The organism is Micromonospora sp. A3M-1-15 (genome assembly GCF_024213425.1).
Taxonomy (GTDB): domain Bacteria; phylum Actinomycetota; class Actinomycetes; order Mycobacteriales; family Micromonosporaceae; genus Micromonospora; species Micromonospora chersina.
Genome location: NZ_JANAVK010000004.1, coordinates 597247 through 616092 on the forward strand (window position 1 = coordinate 597247; position 18846 = coordinate 616092).

At 74.1% G+C, this 18846-nt stretch carries 16 protein-coding genes and 1 tRNA gene; 11 read left to right on the forward strand and 6 right to left on the reverse strand.

The annotated features are described in order from the left end of the window. Positions 1–77: 77 nt before the first annotated feature. A complete protein-coding gene (locus NLX85_RS33515) occupies positions 78–1637 on the reverse strand; it encodes a GMC family oxidoreductase (RefSeq protein ID WP_254338450.1) in 1560 nt (519 codons plus the stop codon). An 80-nt stretch (positions 1638–1717) separates the two neighbouring features. Further along, complete coding sequence (locus NLX85_RS23250) at positions 1718–2584, reverse strand: aldo/keto reductase (RefSeq protein WP_254338451.1); 867 nt, start codon at positions 2582–2584, stop codon at positions 1718–1720. Positions 2585–2840: 256 nt separating this feature from the next. Between NLX85_RS23250 and NLX85_RS23255 the strand changes: the two genes are divergently transcribed. From NLX85_RS23255 to NLX85_RS23285, 7 genes are all read left to right on the forward strand, one after another. Further along, complete coding sequence (locus NLX85_RS23255; RefSeq protein ID WP_254338452.1) at positions 2841–3206, forward strand: YciI family protein; 366 nt, start codon at positions 2841–2843, stop codon at positions 3204–3206. A 108-nt stretch (positions 3207–3314) separates the two neighbouring features. Then, a complete protein-coding gene (locus tag NLX85_RS23260; protein ID WP_254338453.1) occupies positions 3315–4763 on the forward strand; it encodes an FAD-binding oxidoreductase in 1449 nt (482 codons plus the stop codon). A 169-nt stretch (positions 4764–4932) separates the two neighbouring features. Beyond that, positions 4933–6381 (forward strand): pyruvate kinase, encoded by a 1449-nt coding sequence (pyk, locus tag NLX85_RS23265; RefSeq protein WP_254338454.1) that lies wholly within the window; start codon positions 4933–4935, stop codon positions 6379–6381. Continuing rightward, positions 6378–7262 (forward strand): acyl-CoA thioesterase II, encoded by an 885-nt coding sequence (locus tag NLX85_RS23270; protein ID WP_254338455.1) that lies wholly within the window; start codon positions 6378–6380, stop codon positions 7260–7262. Before pyk ends, NLX85_RS23270 begins: the two co-directional genes overlap by 4 nt. Before the next feature lie 71 nt (positions 7263–7333). Continuing rightward, on the forward strand, positions 7334–7804 hold the full coding sequence (locus NLX85_RS23275; RefSeq protein ID WP_254338456.1) for an Rrf2 family transcriptional regulator: 471 nt from the start codon (positions 7334–7336) through the stop codon (positions 7802–7804). A gap of 152 nt (positions 7805–7956) precedes the next feature. Continuing rightward, positions 7957–8958, forward strand: a complete 1002-nt coding sequence (locus NLX85_RS23280; RefSeq protein WP_254338457.1) for a sulfite exporter TauE/SafE family protein — start codon at positions 7957–7959, stop codon at positions 8956–8958. A gap of 306 nt (positions 8959–9264) precedes the next feature. Continuing rightward, entirely contained in the window at positions 9265–11511 is a 2247-nt protein-coding gene (locus tag NLX85_RS23285) for a cellulose binding domain-containing protein (protein WP_254338458.1), read from the forward strand. A gap of 170 nt (positions 11512–11681) precedes the next feature. Here the strand turns inward: NLX85_RS23285 and NLX85_RS23290 are convergent, their stop codons facing one another. Both NLX85_RS23290 and NLX85_RS23295 read right to left on the reverse strand, forming a co-directional pair. Then, the gene (locus NLX85_RS23290; RefSeq protein ID WP_254338460.1) at positions 11682–12692 is read right to left on the reverse strand and encodes an LLM class flavin-dependent oxidoreductase; all 1011 of its coding nucleotides are present in this window, start codon (positions 12690–12692) and stop codon (positions 11682–11684) included. A 45-nt stretch (positions 12693–12737) separates the two neighbouring features. After that, positions 12738–13217, reverse strand: coding sequence for an Lrp/AsnC family transcriptional regulator (locus NLX85_RS23295; RefSeq protein ID WP_254338462.1), 480 nt, complete (start codon positions 13215–13217; stop codon positions 12738–12740). Positions 13218–13300: 83 nt separating this feature from the next. On the opposite strand from NLX85_RS23295, the gene NLX85_RS23300 reads away from it, so the two are divergent. Beyond that, positions 13301–14476 carry a PLP-dependent aspartate aminotransferase family protein gene (locus NLX85_RS23300; RefSeq protein WP_254338464.1) on the forward strand — a complete coding sequence of 392 codons (1176 nt, stop codon included), beginning with the start codon at positions 13301–13303 and terminating at the stop codon, positions 14474–14476. A gap of 6 nt (positions 14477–14482) precedes the next feature. On the opposite strand, the gene NLX85_RS23305 is transcribed toward NLX85_RS23300, so the two are convergent. Further along, complete coding sequence (locus NLX85_RS23305) at positions 14483–15232, reverse strand: transcriptional regulator (protein ID WP_254338466.1); 750 nt, start codon at positions 15230–15232, stop codon at positions 14483–14485. Positions 15233–15265: 33 nt separating this feature from the next. Then, positions 15266–15349 (reverse strand) — tRNA-Leu (locus tag NLX85_RS23310). A gap of 95 nt (positions 15350–15444) precedes the next feature. Here NLX85_RS23310 and NLX85_RS23315 point away from each other — a divergent pair. The 3 genes from NLX85_RS23315 to NLX85_RS23325 all read left to right on the forward strand — a co-directional run bounded on the left by NLX85_RS23315 (position 15445) and on the right by NLX85_RS23325 (position 18822). Further along, positions 15445–16065: an ANTAR domain-containing response regulator gene (locus tag NLX85_RS23315; protein WP_091320605.1), complete on the forward strand. Its 621-nt coding sequence runs from the start codon at positions 15445–15447 to the stop codon at positions 16063–16065. Positions 16066–16232: 167 nt separating this feature from the next. Next, on the forward strand, positions 16233–17396 hold the full coding sequence (locus NLX85_RS23320; protein WP_254338468.1) for a hypothetical protein: 1164 nt from the start codon (positions 16233–16235) through the stop codon (positions 17394–17396). Between the two features lie 262 nt (positions 17397–17658). Continuing rightward, positions 17659–18822 carry a branched-chain amino acid ABC transporter substrate-binding protein gene (locus NLX85_RS23325; RefSeq protein ID WP_254338470.1) on the forward strand — a complete coding sequence of 388 codons (1164 nt, stop codon included), beginning with the start codon at positions 17659–17661 and terminating at the stop codon, positions 18820–18822. The last annotated feature ends 24 nt before the right edge of the window (positions 18823–18846 follow it).

The following is an 18846-nucleotide window of genomic DNA, read 5'->3' on the forward strand; positions in this document are numbered from 1 at the left end:
TGTCCGGGCTCGGCGGTCGCGCGTGCGGCCGTCGAGCCCCTGACCGTGCACCGGGCGCGCCGGGTGCCGCCCGCCGGTCAGGCCGTGGTGGTCCGGCCGAGGATCAGGTCGGCCGCCCGCCAGGCCAGCGCGGTCACCGGCGCGCTGGTCCAGCCCGACACCATCACGGGCAGCACCGAGGCGTCGACCACCCGCAGCCCGGTCACCCCGCGTACCCGCAGTTGCGGGTCGACGACGTGCTCCTCGTCGGGGCCCAGGGCGCAGGTGCCGATGGCGTGGTAGCCGCAGTAGCCGTGCGTCCGGGCCGCCTCGACGATCTCCTCGTCGGTCTGGACGGCCGCCCCCGGCAGGGTCTCCGCCGCGATCCGCTTGGCGATCGGCCCGGTGGCGAAGAGCTCCCGCATCCGGCGGAACGCGTCCACCGCCACCCGGCGGTCGTGCGCCGTGGCGAAGTAGTTCGCCACGATCGCAGGCGGCGTGCGGGGGTCCGGGCCGGTGATGGCGAGGCTGCCCTCGCTGTCGGGGCGGGTCACCGTGCCCAGGCAGATGAGGCCCGGCTCCCGCTCCAGTTCCAGGGCCCGGCCGGGGCGTGCCGGCGCGGCCGAGAAGGGCGCCATCAGCAGGTGCACGTCCGGGCGGTCCAGCTCCGGACGGGACTTCACGTGGGCCGCGACGTCCATCACCGGCAGGGCCAGCGGGCCCCGGCGGGTGAGCAGGTAGCGCAGGGCGGCGCGGGCCTGCCCCAGCGGGCTGCCCAGCGCGGCGTTGTAGCCGCCCGGCCCGGTGAGCCGGTACTGCAGCGGGATCGGCCGGTGTTCCCGCAGGCCCGCGCCCACCCGGGGCCGGTCGAGCAGCACCCGGACGCCGGCGGCGCGCAGGGTGTCGGCCGGCCCGATGCCGGAGACCTGCAGCAGTTGCGGGGTGGCCAGGGCGCCCGCCGCGAGGATCACCTCGGCGGCCGCCCGGTGCTCGGCCTCCCGGCCCCGGTGCGCGACCCGTACGCCGACCGCCCGGCCGTCCTCGACCAGCACGCGCAGCGCGACGGTGTCGACGGCGACGGTCAGGTTCGGCCGGTCGCGCACCGGATGCAGGAAGGCGTCGGCGGCGGTGACCCGGCGCCCGGCGTGGATGGTGGCCGTGACGTAGCCGATCCGCTCGCCGTCGCCGGCGTCGAGGTCGTCGACCCGGCGCCAGCCCAGCTCCGCCCCGGTCTCGACCATCTCCTCACAGAGCGGGTCGGTGCCGGTGGCGACGGACAGGCGCACCGGGTGCTCCGCCAGTCGCGCGACGACCGGCCCCATGGTGGACCAGCCCCAGCCGAGGTGCGCCAGCGCGTCCCAGTCCGCCGCCGCGCCGCGACTCCAGATCATGCCGTTGATCGAGGTCGAGCCGCCGACCATCCGGCCGCGCTGCCAGGTCTCGCGCCGCCCCGGCCCGATGGCCGCCGGGTAGTGCCAGGCGGTGCGCGGGTCGTCCATCAGCCGGGAGAACGCCTTGGGTACGCGGACGTACGGGCTGCGGTCCCAGCCGCCCGCCTCGATGAGCAGCACCCGGGTGCCCGGGTCCTCGGTGAGCCGGTTGGCCAGCACGCACCCGGCCGCACCGGCACCGACGACGACGTAGTCGAAACCGTCCACTCCGGACCCCCACTCGTCCCGGGCGTGAGAATCCCTCTGACGGTAGCGGTTCGATCACCCTACGGAAAGGGTGGGCCGGCTCAGGCGGCCTTGGCGAGCGCCTCGAACTCGTCGTCGCTGAGCCCCACCTCGGCCGCGGCGACGTTCTCCTCCAGGTGCGCCACGGAGGACGTACCCGGAATGGGGAGCATGACCGGCGACCGCCGCAACAGCCAGGCGAGGGCGAGCTGCGCGGGCGTCGCGCCGTGCTCGGTGGAGATCGCGTCCAGCGGGCCGCCCGGCCGGGCCAGGTTGCCGGTGGCGATCGGGAACCACGGGATGAACGCCAGGTCGTTGCGCTCGCAGTGGTCCAGCACCTCCTCGGCGCTGCGGTCGGCCAGGTTGTAGAGGTTCTGCACCGAGACGATCGGGGTGATCCGCCGCGCCGCCTCGATCTGCTCCACGGTCACCTCGGAGAGCCCGATGTGCCGCACCTTCCCCTCCTGCTTGAGCAGCGCCAGCTCGCCGAGCTGGTCCTCCAGCGGCACCTTCTCGTCGATCCGGTGCAGCTGGTAGAGCGGGATGCAGTCCAGGCCCAGGTGGCGCAGGCTCAGCTCGCACTGCTGGCGCAGGTACTCGGGGCGGCCCACCGGCCGCCAGTCGCCCGGACCGGAGCGGGTCAGCCCGGCCTTGGTCGCGATCACCAGGTCGTCGGCGTACGGGTGCAGCGCCTCCTTGATCAGCAGCTCGCTGACGAAGGGGCCGTAGGAGTCGGCGGTGTCGATGAAGGTCACGCCCAGCTCGTACGCCCGGCGCAGCACCCGGACCGCCTCGGCCGGGTCCTTGGGATCACCCCAGACCCCGGGGCCGGTGAGCTGCATGGCCCCGTAGCCGAGCCGGTCGACCTGGAGGTCCCCGCCGATCCGGTAGGTGCCCGAGGCCTTCGCGGGCCGGGTGCTGGTCGTCATGGCGGTCCTCCTGTTGCGTCGTCGTCGGCGGCGGTCGCCGCCCGCGACCGGAACTCTTTCCCGGGAATCGCCGTCGCCAACGTCCCGGGTCGTGTGTTTCGGCCCCCACCGGTTCGGCGGCGCCGGCTCTCCCGGCACGGGACGAACGGCCCAGCGGGTCGGCAACCCGGCCGGCCGGGCCGGCAGTTGCGGCGAGCGGCCCCGGCGGCGCCGACCGCCGTGCGACGCTGGGCGGGACGGTGGTCTGGAGGTGCGCATGGCCGCGACGCCACGGCTCGACTTCGCGCTTGACACGTACGAGTGCATCGTGCTCTACCCGGGACCGTCGGGCCGGGCCCTGCCCGAGGAGACCGTGCAACGGCTCCAGGCCGAGCACATCCAGCACATGCAGGCGCTGCAACGGCGGGGCATCGTCCTGGTCGACGGGTCGGTGGACGGCCCGGCCCGCGAGCCGGACCCGCCGATCGGGTTCGGGCTGGCCCGCACCGGCTCGGTCGACGACGTCCGCAGCGTGATGGAGGCCGACCCGGCCGTGCAGGCGGGGCTCTACCGGGTCGAGGTGCTCACCTTCCTCTGCCCGGCCGGCTCGCTGGAGTTCCCCCTCGTCAAGGCGCAGAGCTGACTGTCGTCCGGGCGACCGCGCGGCCGCCCCGCGCGGTGCTACGGTCCCGCGCAAGTGAGGACCCCGGCGCGGCCGGCGCCGCCGGCCCGGGGCCGACGAGGAGTCGCCATGACCGCCGACCCCGACCTGCCGCGCGCCACCGGCCTGCTCCGCGAGGCGCTGGGCGACCGCCTGCTCACCCCGGCCGACACCGGGTTCCCCGCCGCCGTCCGGCTCTGGAACGGCGCGCCCGCCGGCAGGCCCGCGCTCGTCGCCCGCGTCCGGGACGCCGGCGAGGTCGCCCTCGCGGTCCGGGTCGCCGGGCGCTGCCGGCTGCCGCTGTCGGTCCGCGCCGGCGGCCACGACTGGGCCGGCCGGGCGCTGCGCGACGGCGGGCTGGTCGTCGACCTCACCGCCCTGCGCCAGGTCGACCTCGACCCCGGCACCGGGGTGGTCACCGTGGGCGGCGGGGCGACGGCCGCCGACGTGCTGGCGGCCCTGCGACCGTACGACCGGGTGGTGGCCACCGGCGTGGTGCGCGCCGTCGGGCTGGCCGGGCTGACCCTGGCCGGCGGGTACGGCCCGCTCTGCGGCCGGCGCGGGCTGGCGCTGGACAACCTGCTCGGCGCGGAGGTGGTGCTCGCCGACGGGCGGCGGGTCACCGCCGACCCGGCGCACGAGGCCGAGCTGTTCTGGGCGCTGCGCGGCGGCGGCGGCAACTTCGGTGTGGTCACCGCGCTGCGTTTCCGCACCCACCGGCTGCCCGCGGCGCTGGCCGGCATGCTGCTCTTCCCGCTCGACCAGGCGGCGGCGGTGCTGGGTGGCTACGGCGCGGCGGTGCGCGAGGCGCCGGACGAGCTGACCGTGATGGCCGGGTTCCTGCCCGGCCCGGCGGGGGAGCCGGTGGTCTTCCTCGCCCCGGTCTTCACCGGCGACGACCCGGACGCGGGCCGCCCGGCGGTGGACCGGCTGCGGGCGCTCGGCACCCCGCTGGTCGACCAGGTCGCCCCGCTGCCGTACGAGGACGTGCTGCGGATGTTCGACGGCGGGATGGCCGACGGCAACCACTACCTGCTGCGCACCCGCTGGCTGCCCGGGGTGTCCGGGCCGGTGGTGGCCGAGCTGGTGGCGGCGGCCCGGGCCGTCACCTCGCCGTACTCGGCGATCGCCCTGCACCACTTCCACGGCGCGGCGACCCGGGTCGGTGTCGCGGAGACCGCCTTCGGGCTGCGCGACGCGCACCTGCTGGCCGAGATCATCGCGGTCTGGACGCCCGGCGAGGACCCGGCGCCGCACCGGGCGTGGGCCGAGCGGACCTCCGCCGCGCTCGCCCCGCACGCGCTTCCCGGTGGCTACCCGAACCTTCTCGCCCCGGAGGAGACCGACCGGGTCCGCCTCGCCTACGGCAGCAACTGGGACCGGCTGCGCCGGGCCAAGCTCCGCTACGACCCGCGCGGGACGTTCTCCGCGGTGCCGACCCTGCCCCCGGCCACGCCGCCCGCGCCCCGGGTCCCGGCGGCGGACGCCGGCGCCGGGGTGGCGCCGGTCGATCTCCGGGAGCGCTCCGCCGAGGGATGAACGCGAGCGGTACGATTTCCGCCGCGCGGTCGCCGATGCCCGCCACACACGACGTCCCCGGTGCGGTGCCACACCGCCCGCCGGCGCGGGTATCGCGCGTCGTTGGACAACTGTTCCGCAGTCCGAAAGGGGTCGGCCGGCAGGTCGACCCGGAGGAGAGACTAGCCTGATGGGCGTGACACGCCGCGCGAAGATCGTCTGCACTCTCGGCCCCGCCACCTCGTCCCCCGAGCGCATCCGGGGCCTTGTCGAGGCGGGCATGAACGTGGCGAGGCTCAACTTCAGCCACGGCAGTCACGAGGACCACGAATCGGTCTACCGGCTGGTCCGTGAGGCGGCCGACGCGGCCGGGCAGCCGGTCGCCGTGCTCGCCGACCTCCAGGGTCCCAAGATCCGCCTCGGCAAGTTCGCCGACGGCCCGCACGAGTGGCGCACCGGCGACTCGGTGGTCATCACCGGCGACGACATCGTCGGCACCAAGGAGCGGGTCTCCTGCACCTACCGCAAGCTGCCGCAGGAGGTGAAGCCGGGCGACCGGCTGCTGATCGACGACGGCCGGGTGGCGGTCGAGGTCAGCGACGTCACCGGCAACGACATCCGCGTCCTGGTCACCGAGGGCGGGCCGGTCTCCAACAACAAGGGCGTCTCGCTGCCGAACGTGGCGGTCAGCGTCCCGGCCCTGTCGGACAAGGACGCCGACGACCTGCGCTTCGCCCTCGGCCTGGGCGTCGACCTCATCGCGCTCTCCTTCGTCCGCTCGCCCGAGGACATCAAGCTCGTCCACTCGATCATGGCCGAGGAGGGCGTCGTCCGCCCGGTGCTGGCCAAGGTGGAGAAGCCCGAGGCGGTCGACCACCTCGAGGCCATCGTGCTCTCCTTCGACGGGGTCATGGTGGCCCGCGGCGACCTCGGCGTCGAACTGCCGCTGGACCAGGTGCCCCTGGTGCAGAAGCGCGCCGTGCAGCTCTGCCGGGAGAACGCCAAGCCGGTCATCGTGGCCACCCAGATGCTCGACTCCATGATCGAGAACTCGCGCCCCACCCGCGCCGAGGCCTCCGACGTGGCCAACGCGGTGCTCGACGGCGCGGACGCGGTGATGCTCTCCGGCGAGACCAGCGTCGGCAAGTACCCGGTGCTCACGGTCAGCACCATGGCGAAGATCATCACCACCACCGAGGCCGGCTCGATCGGCGTGCCGCGGCTGCAGCACGACCCGCGTACGCACGGTGGCGCGCTCACCGTGGCCGCCTCCTCGATCGCCCGGGCCATCGGCGCCAAGGCCATGGTCGCCTTCTCGCAGACCGGCGACACCGTCAAGCGGCTGGCCCGGCTGCACTGCGACCTCCCGCTGCTGGCCTTCACCCCGGTGCCCGAGGTGCGTAACCAGCTGGCCCTCTCCTGGGGCGTGGAGACCTTCCTCATGCCGTTCGTGGAGCACACCGACGACATGTTCCGCCAGGTCGACCAGGCGCTGCTCGGCCTCAACCGGGCCAACCCGGGCGACTACGTGGTGATCGTGGCGGGCAGCCCGCCCGGCACCCCCGGCTCCACCAACACCCTGCGCGTGCACCAGCTCGGGTCGCTGGTCGACGCGGCCTCGGCCCGGGCTCTTCAATGAGCGGGAGTCCGGCGGCGACCGGGCAGGCCGCGGTCGACCAGCTCCTGGAGGTGCTGGACCTCGACCACACCGGCGAGATGACCTTCCGCGGGATGAGCCCGCCGGTGGGTCCGCAGCGGGTGTACGGCGGCCAGGTCGCCGGCCAGGCCCTGGTCGCCGCCGGGCGCACCGTCGACCCGGAGCGTTTCGTGCACTCCCTGCACGGCTACTTCGTCCGCCCCGGCGACCCCGCCGAGCCGATCGAATACCAGGTGGAGAACGTCCGGGACGGCCGCTCGTTCTCGGTCCGCCGGTCCGTGGCGCTCCAGCACGACAAGCCGATCTTCTTCATGTCGGCCTCGTTCCAGCGGCAGGAGGAGGGCCTGGACCACCATGCGCCGGTCCCGCCCGACGTGCCCGCCCCGGAGCAGGTCCCGACCATGACCGACCGGCTCTCCCGCTACCCGGAGCGGCTCGGCATCTGGGGCCAGATCCCGCGCCCCATCGACGTCCGCTACGTCGGCGAGCCCGGCTGGGTGCGCCCCGGCGACCGTCCCGCCGAGCCGCACCAGCGGGTCTGGATGCGCCTCGACGGCAAGCTCCCCGACGATCCGCTGCTGCACGCCTGCGCCCTCGCGTACGCCTCCGACCTGACGCTGCTCGACTCGGTGCTGTCGGTGCACGGCGAGGTGTGGGGGCCCGGGGGAGTGGTGGGCGCCAGCCTCGACCACGCGCTGTGGTTCCACCGGTCGTTCCGCGCCGACGAGTGGTTCCTCTACGACTGCTGGAGCCCGTCCGCGTCCGGCGCCCGGGGCCTGGCCACCGGCCGGATGTTCACCACCGACGGCCGGCACATCGCCAGCGCCGTGCAGGAGGGTCTGCTGCGCCGCGTCGGCGCGTGACCGGGCAACCGTGACCGTTCGGCCGAGGGTCGGGAGTCCGGGCGGCTGACCAGGCGACTAACCTTGCCGGCATGCGCCTCTCCGCCCGGGTCGACTACGCCCTCCGCGCGGCCGCCGAACTGGCCTCGGTCGCCGACGGCGCGACAGCCGGGCGGAGCCGGCCGGTGACCGCCGAGCAGATCGCCCGCGCCCAGGAGATCCCGCCGAAGTTCCTGGAGAGCATCCTGCTCCAGCTGCGCCGGGGTGGCATCGTGCACGCCCAGCGTGGTCCCGAGGGCGGCTACTGGCTGGCCCGGCCCGCGTCGGAGATCTCCCTGGCCGAGGTCATCCGGGTGATCGACGGCCCCCTCGCCCACGTGCGCGGCCAGCGCCCGGAGCAGCTCGGCTACCAGGGCGCCGCCCGCGCCCTTCAGGACGTGTGGATCGCGCTGCGGGCCAGCGAGCGGGAGATCCTCGAACTGGTCACGATCGCCGACGTGGCCGGCGGCAGCCTGCCCGGCCGGGTCAACGAGCTGGCCGCCGACCCGCGGGCCTGGACCTGACGCTCCCCTCGGTGTCCCGGGGCCGCCGTCCCGCGCGCCCGCCGCGCCGTCCGGCGCGTCCCATCAACCGGATGGAGGACTTGACCTGGAGCGCCTCCGTGCCGCATTGTCGACCAAGTCGATAGGAGATACCGAAAAGTCAGGGGGCGCTCGTGCGCAAGCTGCTGGTCCTCGCCCTCGTCGGGCTCGCCGCGCAACTGGTCGACGGCGCGCTCGGCATGGCGTACGGGCTGACCTCCTCGACCCTGCTGCTCTTCGCCGGGGTGGCGCCGGCCGCCGCGTCCGCCTCGGTGCACCTGGCCGAGATCGGCACCACCCTCGCCGCCGGCGTCTCGCACTGGCGGTTCGGCAACGTCGACTGGCGGGTGGTGGGCCGGATCGCGCTGCCCGGCGCGGTCGGCTCCTTCGCCGGCGCCACCTTCCTCAGCTCCATCTCCACCGAGTCGGCCGCCCCGTGGATGGCCGCCATCCTGTTCAGCCTCGGCGCCTACCTGCTGGTCCGGTTCTCCCGGCCGCTGCGCGCCAACCGGGCCGGCGGCCGGCTGCGCAGCCGCTTCCTGGCCCCGCTCGGCCTGTTCGCCGGCTTCGTCGACGCCACCGGCGGGGGCGGCTGGGGTCCGGTCGCCACCCCGGCGCTGCTGGTCTCCGGCCGGATGGAGCCGCGCAAGGTGATCGGCTCGGTGGACACCTCCGAGTTCCTGGTGGCCGGCGCGGCCAGCCTCGGCTTCCTGATCGGCCTCGGCTCCGACGGCTTCCTGCTGCCCACCGTGGCCGCGCTGCTGGTCGGCGGCCTGATCGCCGCGCCGATCGCCGCCTGGCTCGTCCGCATCGTCCCCGCCCAGCTGCTCGGCGCCGTCATCGGCGGGGTGATCGTGCTGACCAACACCCGCACCCTGCTGCGCGCCGGCGAGCTGGGCGGCCCGGTCCCCGCCCTCGCCTACGCGGTGCTCGGCGCCGGCTGGCTGGTCGCCCTGGTGCTGGCGGCGCGGGCGCTGCGCCGCACCCGCCGGGCCCGCGCCGTCGCCGAGGCCGCTCTCGCCGCCCAGTCCACCGAGACCACGGTCACCGCGCCGCCCACCAACCCGGCCGCCCCGGCCGCCCCGGCCACCGCGCCGGAGGAGCCCCGCCGGCTCGCCGCCGCCGTCGAGGGCTGACGCCCCGCCGGCCCGCCCGGCCCCCAACTCGCGATCTTGCACGTTGTGCCCGTGTGCCGAGGCTGTCACCCCGTTCGCCAGGGCAGCAACGGCAGGATCGCTGGGGAGGCGGGCGCCGGCCCACCCCGTCCCCGTCGTCAGGAGCGGGGGAGGCGGTTGTGCGGCGGGAAAGCGTTGTCCTAGTCTGACGGGGCGCGGAGCCAGTCACCGACGTCGATCTTCACGTCAGCGCGGCGTACCCCTCTCCGCCGGTCCGGGCAGGCCGGCGCGGCCGTCGCGTGCCTGACCTCCGCGAAAGGCATCCCCGTGCACCCCTTCATCCCGCGTCGCCGGACCGCGCTGCTCGCCGCGGCCTCGGTGGCCACCCTCCTCGCCGGCGCGCTCACCACGGTGACCGCCGCCGCGGCGGCCGCCGGCTGCCGCGTCGACTACCGCATCACCAACCAGTGGGGCGGCGGCTTCGGCGCCGACGTCACCGTCACGAACCTCGGCGACCCGGTGAACGGCTGGACGCTCACCTGGAGCTACGCCGCCGGGCAGCAGGTCACCCAGTTCTGGAACGCCACGGTCAGCCAGTCCGGCGCCCAGGTCACCGCCCGGGACACCGGTTACAACGCCGCCATCGGCGCCGGCGGCACCGCCACCTTCGGCTTCAACGCCTCCTGGAACGACACCAGCAACCCGGCCCCGACCAGCTTCGCGCTCAACGGCGCCACCTGCACCGGCGCGACCACCCCCACCAGCGCGCCGCCGCCCACCTCGGCGAGCCCGACCCCGACGCCGACGACCACCACCCCGCCCACCGGCGCGAAGCAGATGGAGAAGCTCGACCGGGGCCTGGTCAGCGTCCGCTCGGGCAGCGGGAACCTGGTCTCCTGGCGGCTGCTCGGCACCGAGACCTCCGGCGTGACGTTCAACCTCTACCGCGGCGGCACCCGGGTCAACAGCACCCCGATCACCGGCGCCACCAGTTGGCTCGACAGCGGCGCGGCCGTCGGGTCGGCGTACACGGTGCGGGCCGTGGTGAACGGCGCCGAGCAGGCGGCGTCCGCCCCGGCGCTCCAGTTCCCGAACGGCTACCTGGACGTGCCGATCCAGGCCCCGCCCGGCGGCACCACCCCGACCGGGGAGGCCTACACCTACTCGGCGAACGACGCCAGCGTCGGCGACCTCGACGGCGACGGCCGCTACGAGTTCGTGCTCAAGTGGGACCCGTCCAACAGCAAGGACAACTCCCAGTCCGGCTACACCGGCAACGTCTACCTCGACGCCTACACCCTCACCGGCGCCCGGCTGTGGCGCGTCGACCTGGGTCGCAACATCCGCGCGGGCGCCCACTACACCCAGTTCCAGGTGTACGACTACGACGGCGACGGCGACGCCGAGGTGGCCGCGAAGACCGCCGACGGCACCCGCTCCGGCACCGGCCAGGTGATCGGCTCGTCGTCGGCCGACCACCGCAACTCCAGCGGCTACGTGCTCGCCGGACCCGAGTACCTGACCATGTTCGACGGCCGCACCGGCGCCGCCCTGTCCACAGTCGACTACGACCCGCCGCGCGGCACCGTCTCCTCGTGGGGCGACTCCTACGGCAACCGCGTCGACCGGTTCCTCGCCGCCACCGCCTACCTGGACGGGCAGCGCCCCTCGCTGGTCATGGCCCGCGGCTACTACACCCGCGCGGTGATCGCCGCCTGGGACTTCCGCGACGGCACCCTGCGCAAGCGGTGGACCTTCGACTCGAACACCAGCGGCAACGGCGCCGCCGCCGGCCAGGGCAACCACAACCTCTCGGTGGCCGACGTGGACGGCGACGGCCGCCAGGAGATCGTGTACGGCGCCGCCGCCATCGACGACAACGGCCGGCTGCTCTGGTCCACCGGCAACGGCCACGGCGACGCGATGCACGTCGGCGACCTCGACCCGGGCCGCGCCGGGCTGGAGGTCTTCAAGGTCGACGAGGACGGCAGCAAGCCCAGCTCCTGGATGGCCGACGCGCGCACCGGCCAGCTGCTCTGGCAGACCGCCCCGAACGGCGACAACGGCCGCGGCGTCTCCGACGACGTGTGGGCCGGCAGCCCCGGCGCCGAGTCGTGGTCCTCCGCCGTCGACGGTCTGCTCAACACCCGGGGCCAGAACGTCGGCCGCAAGCCCTCCTCGGCGAACTTCCTCGCCTGGTGGGACGGCGACCCGGTGCGCGAACTGCTCGACGGCACCCGGATCGACAAGTACGGCACCGGCGGCGACACCCGGCTGCTCACCGGCAGCGGCATCGCGTCGAACAACGGCACCAAGTCCACCCCGGCGCTCTCCGGCGACATCCTCGGCGACTGGCGGGAGGAGGTGGTCTGGCGGACCGCCGACAGCACGGCGTTGCGCATCTACAGCACGCCCACAACGACGAGCCTGCGCCTGCCGACCCTCATGCACGACCCGCAGTACCGGGTCGCCGTCGCCTGGCAGAACACCGCCTACAACCAGCCGCCGCACCCGGGCTTCCACCTGGGCGACGGCATGAGCTCCCCGCCCGCGCCGAACATCTACCTGCGCTGACCGGTGGTAAGGCACCGGGTCGCCGGCCGCGGAACCCGCTCCGCCGGCGACCCGGTGCACCACACCGCGGCACTCCCGACCCGTCCCGACCGGGAATGCCGTACCACCACCGGAACCAAAGTTAGGCGGTCCGCGCGACGGTGGGGTGACGTGGCTATGAAGAGCGTGTTTCAGCCCTTCCGGCGCAGGCCACCGGCCACCGTCTCGGCGATCAGCTCGAACGAGCGGACCCGGTCGGCCACGTCGTAGACCATCGTGGTCAGCATCAGCTCGTCGGCGCCGGTGCGCTCCAGCAGCGCGCCGAGCTGCCGGGCCACCGTCTCCGGCGACCCGGTCGCCTGGCCCTCCCGGCGCTGCGCCACGAACTCGCGCTCGAACTCCGAGTACGGGTAGGCCGCCGCCTCCTCGGGGCTGACCAGCGGCTCCGGCCGCCCCGACCGCAGCTTCAGGAAGGACAACCCGGCGGGGCCGGCGAGCCACTCGGCCCGCTCGTCGGTCTCCGCGCACACCGCGTTGACCGCCACCATGGCGTACGGCTGCTCCAGCCACTGCGACGGCCGGAAGCTCTGCCGGTAGAGCTGGAGCGCGGGGATGGTGTTCTGCGCGCTGAAGTGGTGCGCGAACGAGAACGGCAGCCCGAGCAGCCCGGCCAGCTGGGCGCTGAAGCCGCTCGACCCGAGCAGCCACACCGCCGGCGACTGCCCCCGGCCCGGTGTCGCGGTGATCGGGCCCGGCTCCGCGCCACTGAAGTAGTTCATGAGGTCGGCCAGCTCGCGCGGGAAGTGCTCCGCCGACAGCCCCTCCATGGTCCGGCGCAGCGCGAGGGCGGTCACCTGGTCGGTGCCGGGCGCGCGGCCGATGCCCAGGTCGATCCGGCCCGGGTGCAGCGCCTCCAGGGTGCCGAACTGCTCCGCCACCACCAGCGGCGCGTGGTTGGGCAGCATCACGCCGCCGGAGCCCAGCCGGATCGTCGAGGTGTGCGCGGCCAGGTGCGCCAGCAGCACCGCCGGCGCGGAACTGGCGATCGCCGGCATGTTGTGGTGCTCGGCCACCCAGAACCGGCGGTAGCCCAGCTCCTCGGTGCGGCGCGCCAGCTCGGTCGTGTGCCGCAGCGCCTCGCCAGCGCTGCCGGTGGCGGCCACCGGGGCAAGATCAAGAACAGACATAGGTACGTCGATCACGACATTGATCAACCCGTCGCGCGCCGGATTTGTTCCCCCGGTGGGTCAGCCCATACCGCGCGCCTGCTCGAAGATCAGACTCGTCTGGGTGTGCTGCACCGCCGGATCCACCGCCAGATGGTCCAGCACGAAGTCCCGCAGCGCGTCCCCCGACGCCGCCCGCACGTGCAGCACGTAGTCCTCCGCGCCGGCCACGTGGAACACCGACACCACCCCCGGCAGCCGCACCGACCGGGCCCGGAACGCGTCCACGGCCGCCCGCTCGTGCGCCGCCAGCCGCACCGACACCAGCGCCTGCAAGGGCAGCCCCACGGCCGCCGGGTCCACCTCCGCGTGGAACCCGCGGATCGCCCCGCACTCGCGTAGGGCCCGGGTCCGCGTCAGGCACGTCGACGGCGCCACCCCCACCCGCTCGGCGAGGGCGTTGTTCGGCAGCCGGCCGTCCGCCGCCAGCTCGGCCAGGATCGCGCGGTCGGTCTCGTCCAGCGCCGCGAAGGGCCGTACATCATTCGGTGCGACAGGCATGTGAGCATCCTTCCCCGAACTTCCCCCGCCCGGAAGGGGTCGGTGCAGAATCATCTTCGCTTCTCTTGCCGGATGGCACGCTCATGTTCGACGCTTCCGGCATGACCGCCGTGGACACCGCAGCCGTGCACGCGGGACGCGAGGACCTCGCGGCTCTCGGCGTCCACGTGCCGCCCATCGACTTCTCCACCACCAACCCGCTGCCCTCCGTGGCCGGCGGCGGCGACGCCTACGAGACCCTCGCCACCGGTGGCACCCTCCCGGCCGGCGGCAGCGCCGTCTACCAGCGGCTCTGGAACCCCACCGTGGCCCGCTTCGAGACCGCCCTCGCCCAGCTCGAGGGCACCGCCGAGGCCGTCGCCTTCGCCAGCGGCATGGCCGCCCTCACGGCCACCCTGCTCGCCGCCACCCGCGACGGCAAGCGGCACGTCGTCGCCGTCCGCCCCCTCTACGGCGGCACCGACCACGTGCTCGCCACCGGCCTGCTCGGCACCGAGGTCACCTGGGCCCGCCCCGACGAGGTCGCCGCCGCGATCCGCCCCGACACCGCCCTGGTCGTCGTCGAGACCCCGGCCAACCCCACCCTCGACCTGGTCGACATCGCCGCCCTCGCCACCGCCGCCGGCGACGCCCCGCTGCTCGTCGACAACACCGTCGCCACCCCGGTGCTCCAGCAGCCCGCCCGGCACGGCGCCGCCCTCGTGCTGCACAGCGCCACCAAGAGCATCGGCGGCCACGGCGACGTCCTCGCCGGCGTCGTCGCCTGCGCCCCCGACTGGGCCGCCCGGCTGCGCCAGGTCCGCGCCGTCACCGGCGCCGTCCTGCACCCGCTCGGCGCCTACCTCCTGCACCGCGGCCTCCAGACCCTGCCGCTGCGGGTCCGCGCCCAGCAGGCCGGCGCCGAGAAGATCGCCGCCTGGCTCTCCGACCACCCTGCCGTCGCCCGGGTGCACCACCCCAGCGTCGGCGACCCGACCGGGCTCGTCGGCCGGCAGATGGCCGGCCCCGGCAGCCTGCTCGCCTTCGAGGTACGCGGCGGCGCCCCCGCCGCGGCCGCCGTCGCCGGGGCCTGCCGGCTCATCACGCACGCCGTGTCGCTCGGCGGCGTCGACACGCTGATCCAGCACCCGGCCTCGCTCACCCACCGGCCGGTCGAGGGCGACGCCAAGCCGTGCGGCGGGCTGCTGCGCCTGTCCGTCGGGCTGGAGGACCCGGAGGACCTGCGCGCCGACCTGGCGCAGGCGCTCGCGGTGCTCTGAGGAGGGTCAGGCCTTCGGGCCGACGTGGCGGTCCAGCGCCGCCACGGCGTCCCGCCGCGCCACCGACAGTGACCAGCGCGAGTTCATCCGCCAGGCGATGCCGAGCAGGTCGAGGGCCCACTGGCAGAGCGCCATGATGTCGGCGGACCGGTTGGAGAACATGTAGCGGGGATAGACGTAGTGCCGGCCGCGGACGGTGACCCGGTTGGCGAACCGGCTGCCGTCGGAGTGGAACAGGCCCCGCAGGAAGTGGCCCGCGTTCGCGGTCAGGATCTCCCGCTGCCAGTCCGCGAGCACGATCGGCCGCTCGTGCTTCCTGCCCGGGCCGTGCTGGGGGAACAGGCAGGGCCAGTGGCGGGCGGTGCTCTGCACGGCGACGCAGCCGCGCTTCTGGATCCGCTGGACCTTGTTCGCGAGGACCGCCCGCATGGCCGCGTCGCACAGGTCGATCAGGTCCGGCCAGGCATCGGCGCAGTAGACGCGGAGGACCGGCACCCGGTCGGTCGTGACCAGATGTCCGTCGCCCAGATACAGCCCGAGCAGGTAGGCGTAGGCCGCCGGATCGGGCGGATTTTCCGGGTCGGGGCGGCAGCGGAAGCACCGGACGGCGCTGCCGGGCATCGCCGGCTCGGGCCGGTCGACGCACCAGTGCCAGACGGTGGTGTAGGGCAGGGAGAGACTGCGGGCTACCGACCGGATGTTGTGGCCCCGGGCGCGGAGAGCGCGGGCCCGCGCCCGCATTTCGGGAGGATGCACACCAGCATCATCGAACAGGTGTATGACAGAAAGTGCCGGGAGCGGGACTTGAACCCGCACGCCCTTTCGGGCAGATGCTTTTGAGGCATCCGAGTCTGCCGATTCCTCCATCCCGGCGTCACCCCTGCGGAGGGTGTGGCTCACTGTACCCGACTAGTCTCATGCGGGAGCATGGGTGGTGACCGTGCCGAGATCGATGGTGGGAGTGGCTCGTGGCCGAGATGCAGACGGATGCCGAGCGCAAGCGCGTTCTGATCGCCGAGGACGAGGCGCTCATCCGGCTGGACCTGGCCGAGATGCTCGTGGAAGAGGGCTACGAGGTGGTCGGCGAGGCCGGTGACGGCGAGACCGCCGTCAAGCTCGCCGAGGAGCTGAAGCCCGACCTGGTCATCCTCGACATCAAGATGCCGATCATGGACGGGCTGGCCGCCGCCGAGCGGATCGCCGGCGCCCGGATCGCCCCGGTCATCATCCTGACCGCGTTCAGCCAGCGCGACCTGGTGGAGCGTGCCCGCGCGGCGGGTGCGATGGCCTACCTCGTCAAGCCGTTCCAGAAGAGCGACCTGGTGCCGGCCGTGGAGATCGCGCTGTCCCGCTACTCGGAGATCGCGGCGCTCGAGGCGGAGGTCGCGGGCCTCACCGACCGGCTGGAGATTCGCAAGACCGTCGAGCGGGCCAAGGGCGCGCTCATGACGACGTACGGGATGACCGAGCCGCAGGCGTTCAAGTGGATCCAGCGCACCGCCATGGACCACCGGATGACCATGAAGGAGGTCGCCGAGCGGATCCTCGCCGAGACCGCCGGCGGCGAGGTGGCGCAGCCGGCCTCCTGATCCCCGACCCGCCGACCGCCCGCCGCCGCCTGGTCGGGCCGCCCCCGCACGTCCCCGTGAGCCGACGGGCACGCCGGAGCGGAACGCCGCCCAGGGGGCCCGGGACATCGCGCGGCACGCGGCTCGCCGGGTTCCCGGTGTCGGGTCCGGTCGATACGATCGCCGCCATGCGGCGTCCGCTGGCGGTGCTCGGCCTGCTCGTGGTGCTGCTCGCTGCCTGCCGTTCGTCCGGCCGGGCCGAGCCCGCGCCCGAGCCGCTGCGGCCGGCCTGGCAGCCGGTCAGCCTGCCGATGCCGTCCGGCCTGTCCGGCCGGTTGGCGCTGCGCGACGTGGCCTCCTGCGCCGGCCGCTGGTTCGTGGTGGGCGCGGTGGTGGACGCCGCCGGGGTGACGCACCCGGCGGCCTGGTCGAGCGCCGACGCGGCCACCTGGACTGCGCTGCGGCCGGTGCCGCGCAGCCCGTACGGCGTGGAGAACGTGTTGACGGCGGCGGGCTGCCGGGACGGCCGGCTGGGCGCGGTGGGCGGCAAGAGCGGCGGGGTGCACGGCAATCCGCGGATCAGCACCTGGCGGCAGGTGGCGGACGGTTCGCTGGTCGAGGTGCCGGCCGAGTTCGAGGTGTTCGGTGGCGCCGACGCGGTGAACGTGGGCCGGATCGCGGGCGGTCCGCGCGGCTGGCTGCTCTCCGGCAACCGGGCGACCGGCGCGGCGGCCTGGGTGTCCCCGGACGGGTCGGAGTTCCGGCTGGTGAGCGCGGTGCCGGGGCTGGCCGCGGACGCGACGGGCCGGCCCTGGGTGGCGGACGGCGCGGCGACGGCGTCGGGCTGGCTCATGGTGGGCTCGGTGCTGGCGTCGGGGCGTACCGGATCCCGGGCCGTGGTGTGGACCTCGGCGGACGGGTCGGCCTGGCGGCGCGCGGTGCTGCCGGCCGGTGGCGCGGACGAGGACCTTCAGCGGGTGGTGCGGGCGGGGGACCGGACGGTGGCGGTCGGCCGGCGCGGCGAGGGTCTGGGCGCCTGGCTCGGTGAGGGCGACGCGTGGCGGCCGGGCGGGGGCCTGGGCGGCGCCGGCACGGACCGGCCGGGCCGGGTGTGGGGGCTGGCCGCGCGGGGCGACGGCGTGTGGGCCGTGGTGGCCGGGTCGGCGGAGCGCGCGGGCTGGTTCTCGGCGGACGGTGTGCGGTGGTCGCCGGTGGCGCTGCCGGTGGCCGTGCCGGCGGGTAGTGAGCGGACGGTGGCCGTGACCGCAGCGGGTGAGGTGGCGCTGCTGTTGGTGGACGACGGCACGCGAGCCGGGGTGTGGGCGGCGCGGGGGCCGTGGCGGCCCGTTTGAGCCTTCCCACCAGCGTGTTTCCGGTCCGTGTCGGATGTCCGATTTTCTCGACACGCGGCCCCGTGTGTTACAGCACTTCTGTGAATCCGGCCACTCAACGTAACGGTTAGGTCAACCCCGCTTCCCAGGTCTACCTTCGCCCCCTGCTGGTGGGATAACGTCCCGGCCCAGACCGGGATCGCGGTCGGTCCGGCCCGCCCCCTGCAAGGTCCAATTCGCGGTGGGTGGTTTCCGGGCCATCGGACGGAGGAGGGTACGAGCCGTGAGGCAGAAGCTCGCACGGGTGCTGGGTGGCGTGGCCATCGGCGCGCTCGTTTTCAGTGGCGCGGCCTGCAAGGCTGACAGTGGTAGTGATGCGGGTGGCAGCAAGGCCGCCTGCGACCTGAAGATCGGCTTCTTCGGCCCGCTGACCGGTGACGCCGCGGGTCTCGGTATCCACATGCGCAACGGCACCAAGCTGGCCATCGACCAGTACAACAAGGACAACGCGGACTGCAAGGTCAACCTGGAGGAGTACGACTCCCAGGGCGACCCGGCCAAGGCGCCCGCCCTGGCGCAGAAGGCGGTCGGCGACACCAAGGTCGTCGGCATCATCGGCCCGGCCTTCTCGGGTGAGTCCGAGGTGGGCAACCCGATCTTCGACGAGGCCGGCCTGCCCGCCATCACCCCGTCGGCGACCCGTCCGAGCCTGAGCACCAAGAACTGGAAGATCTTCCACCGGGGCGTCGGTAACGACACCTCGCAGGGCCCGGCCGCCGGCCGGTACATCAAGAACGTCCTGAAGGCCGACAAGGTCTACGTGGTCGACGACCAGTCGGCGTACGGCCAGGGCCTGGTCGACGAGGTGAAGAAGGTTCTCGGCTCGGTCGCGGGCGAGGACAAGATCCAGGTCAAGCAGACCAACTTCTCCGCCGTGGTCACCAAGATCCAGAGCAGCGGCGCGAACGTCCTCTTCTTCGGTGGCTACTACACCGAGGCCGGCCTGCTGCTCAAGCAGCTCAAGGGCGCGGGCTGGAAGGGCACGATGGTCGCCGGTGACGGTGTCAACGACGCCAACTTCATCAAGGTCGCCGGCGAGCAGGTCGCCGAGGGCACGATCCTGACCTGCCCGTGCGCCCCGGCCACCGCGGCCAAGGGCACCTTCGTGACCGACTACAAGGCGGCGTTCGACAACGCCGAGCCGGGCACCTACGCCGACGTGTCGTACGACATCACGAAGATCTTCCTCGAGGGCATCAAGAGCGGTAAGTCCTCGCGGGCCGACCTGCTCAGCTTCGTGAACTCCTACAACGGCACCGGCGGCGCCACCGGCGTCACCTACAAGTTCGAGTCCAACGGCGAGCTTGACCCCGCTCAGGTGCTGGTCTGGGCGTTCAAGGTGAACGCGGGCAAGGTCGTCCCCGACATCGAGATCCCCAAGTCCTGACCGGTTCGTCCGGTCCCGGCAAGG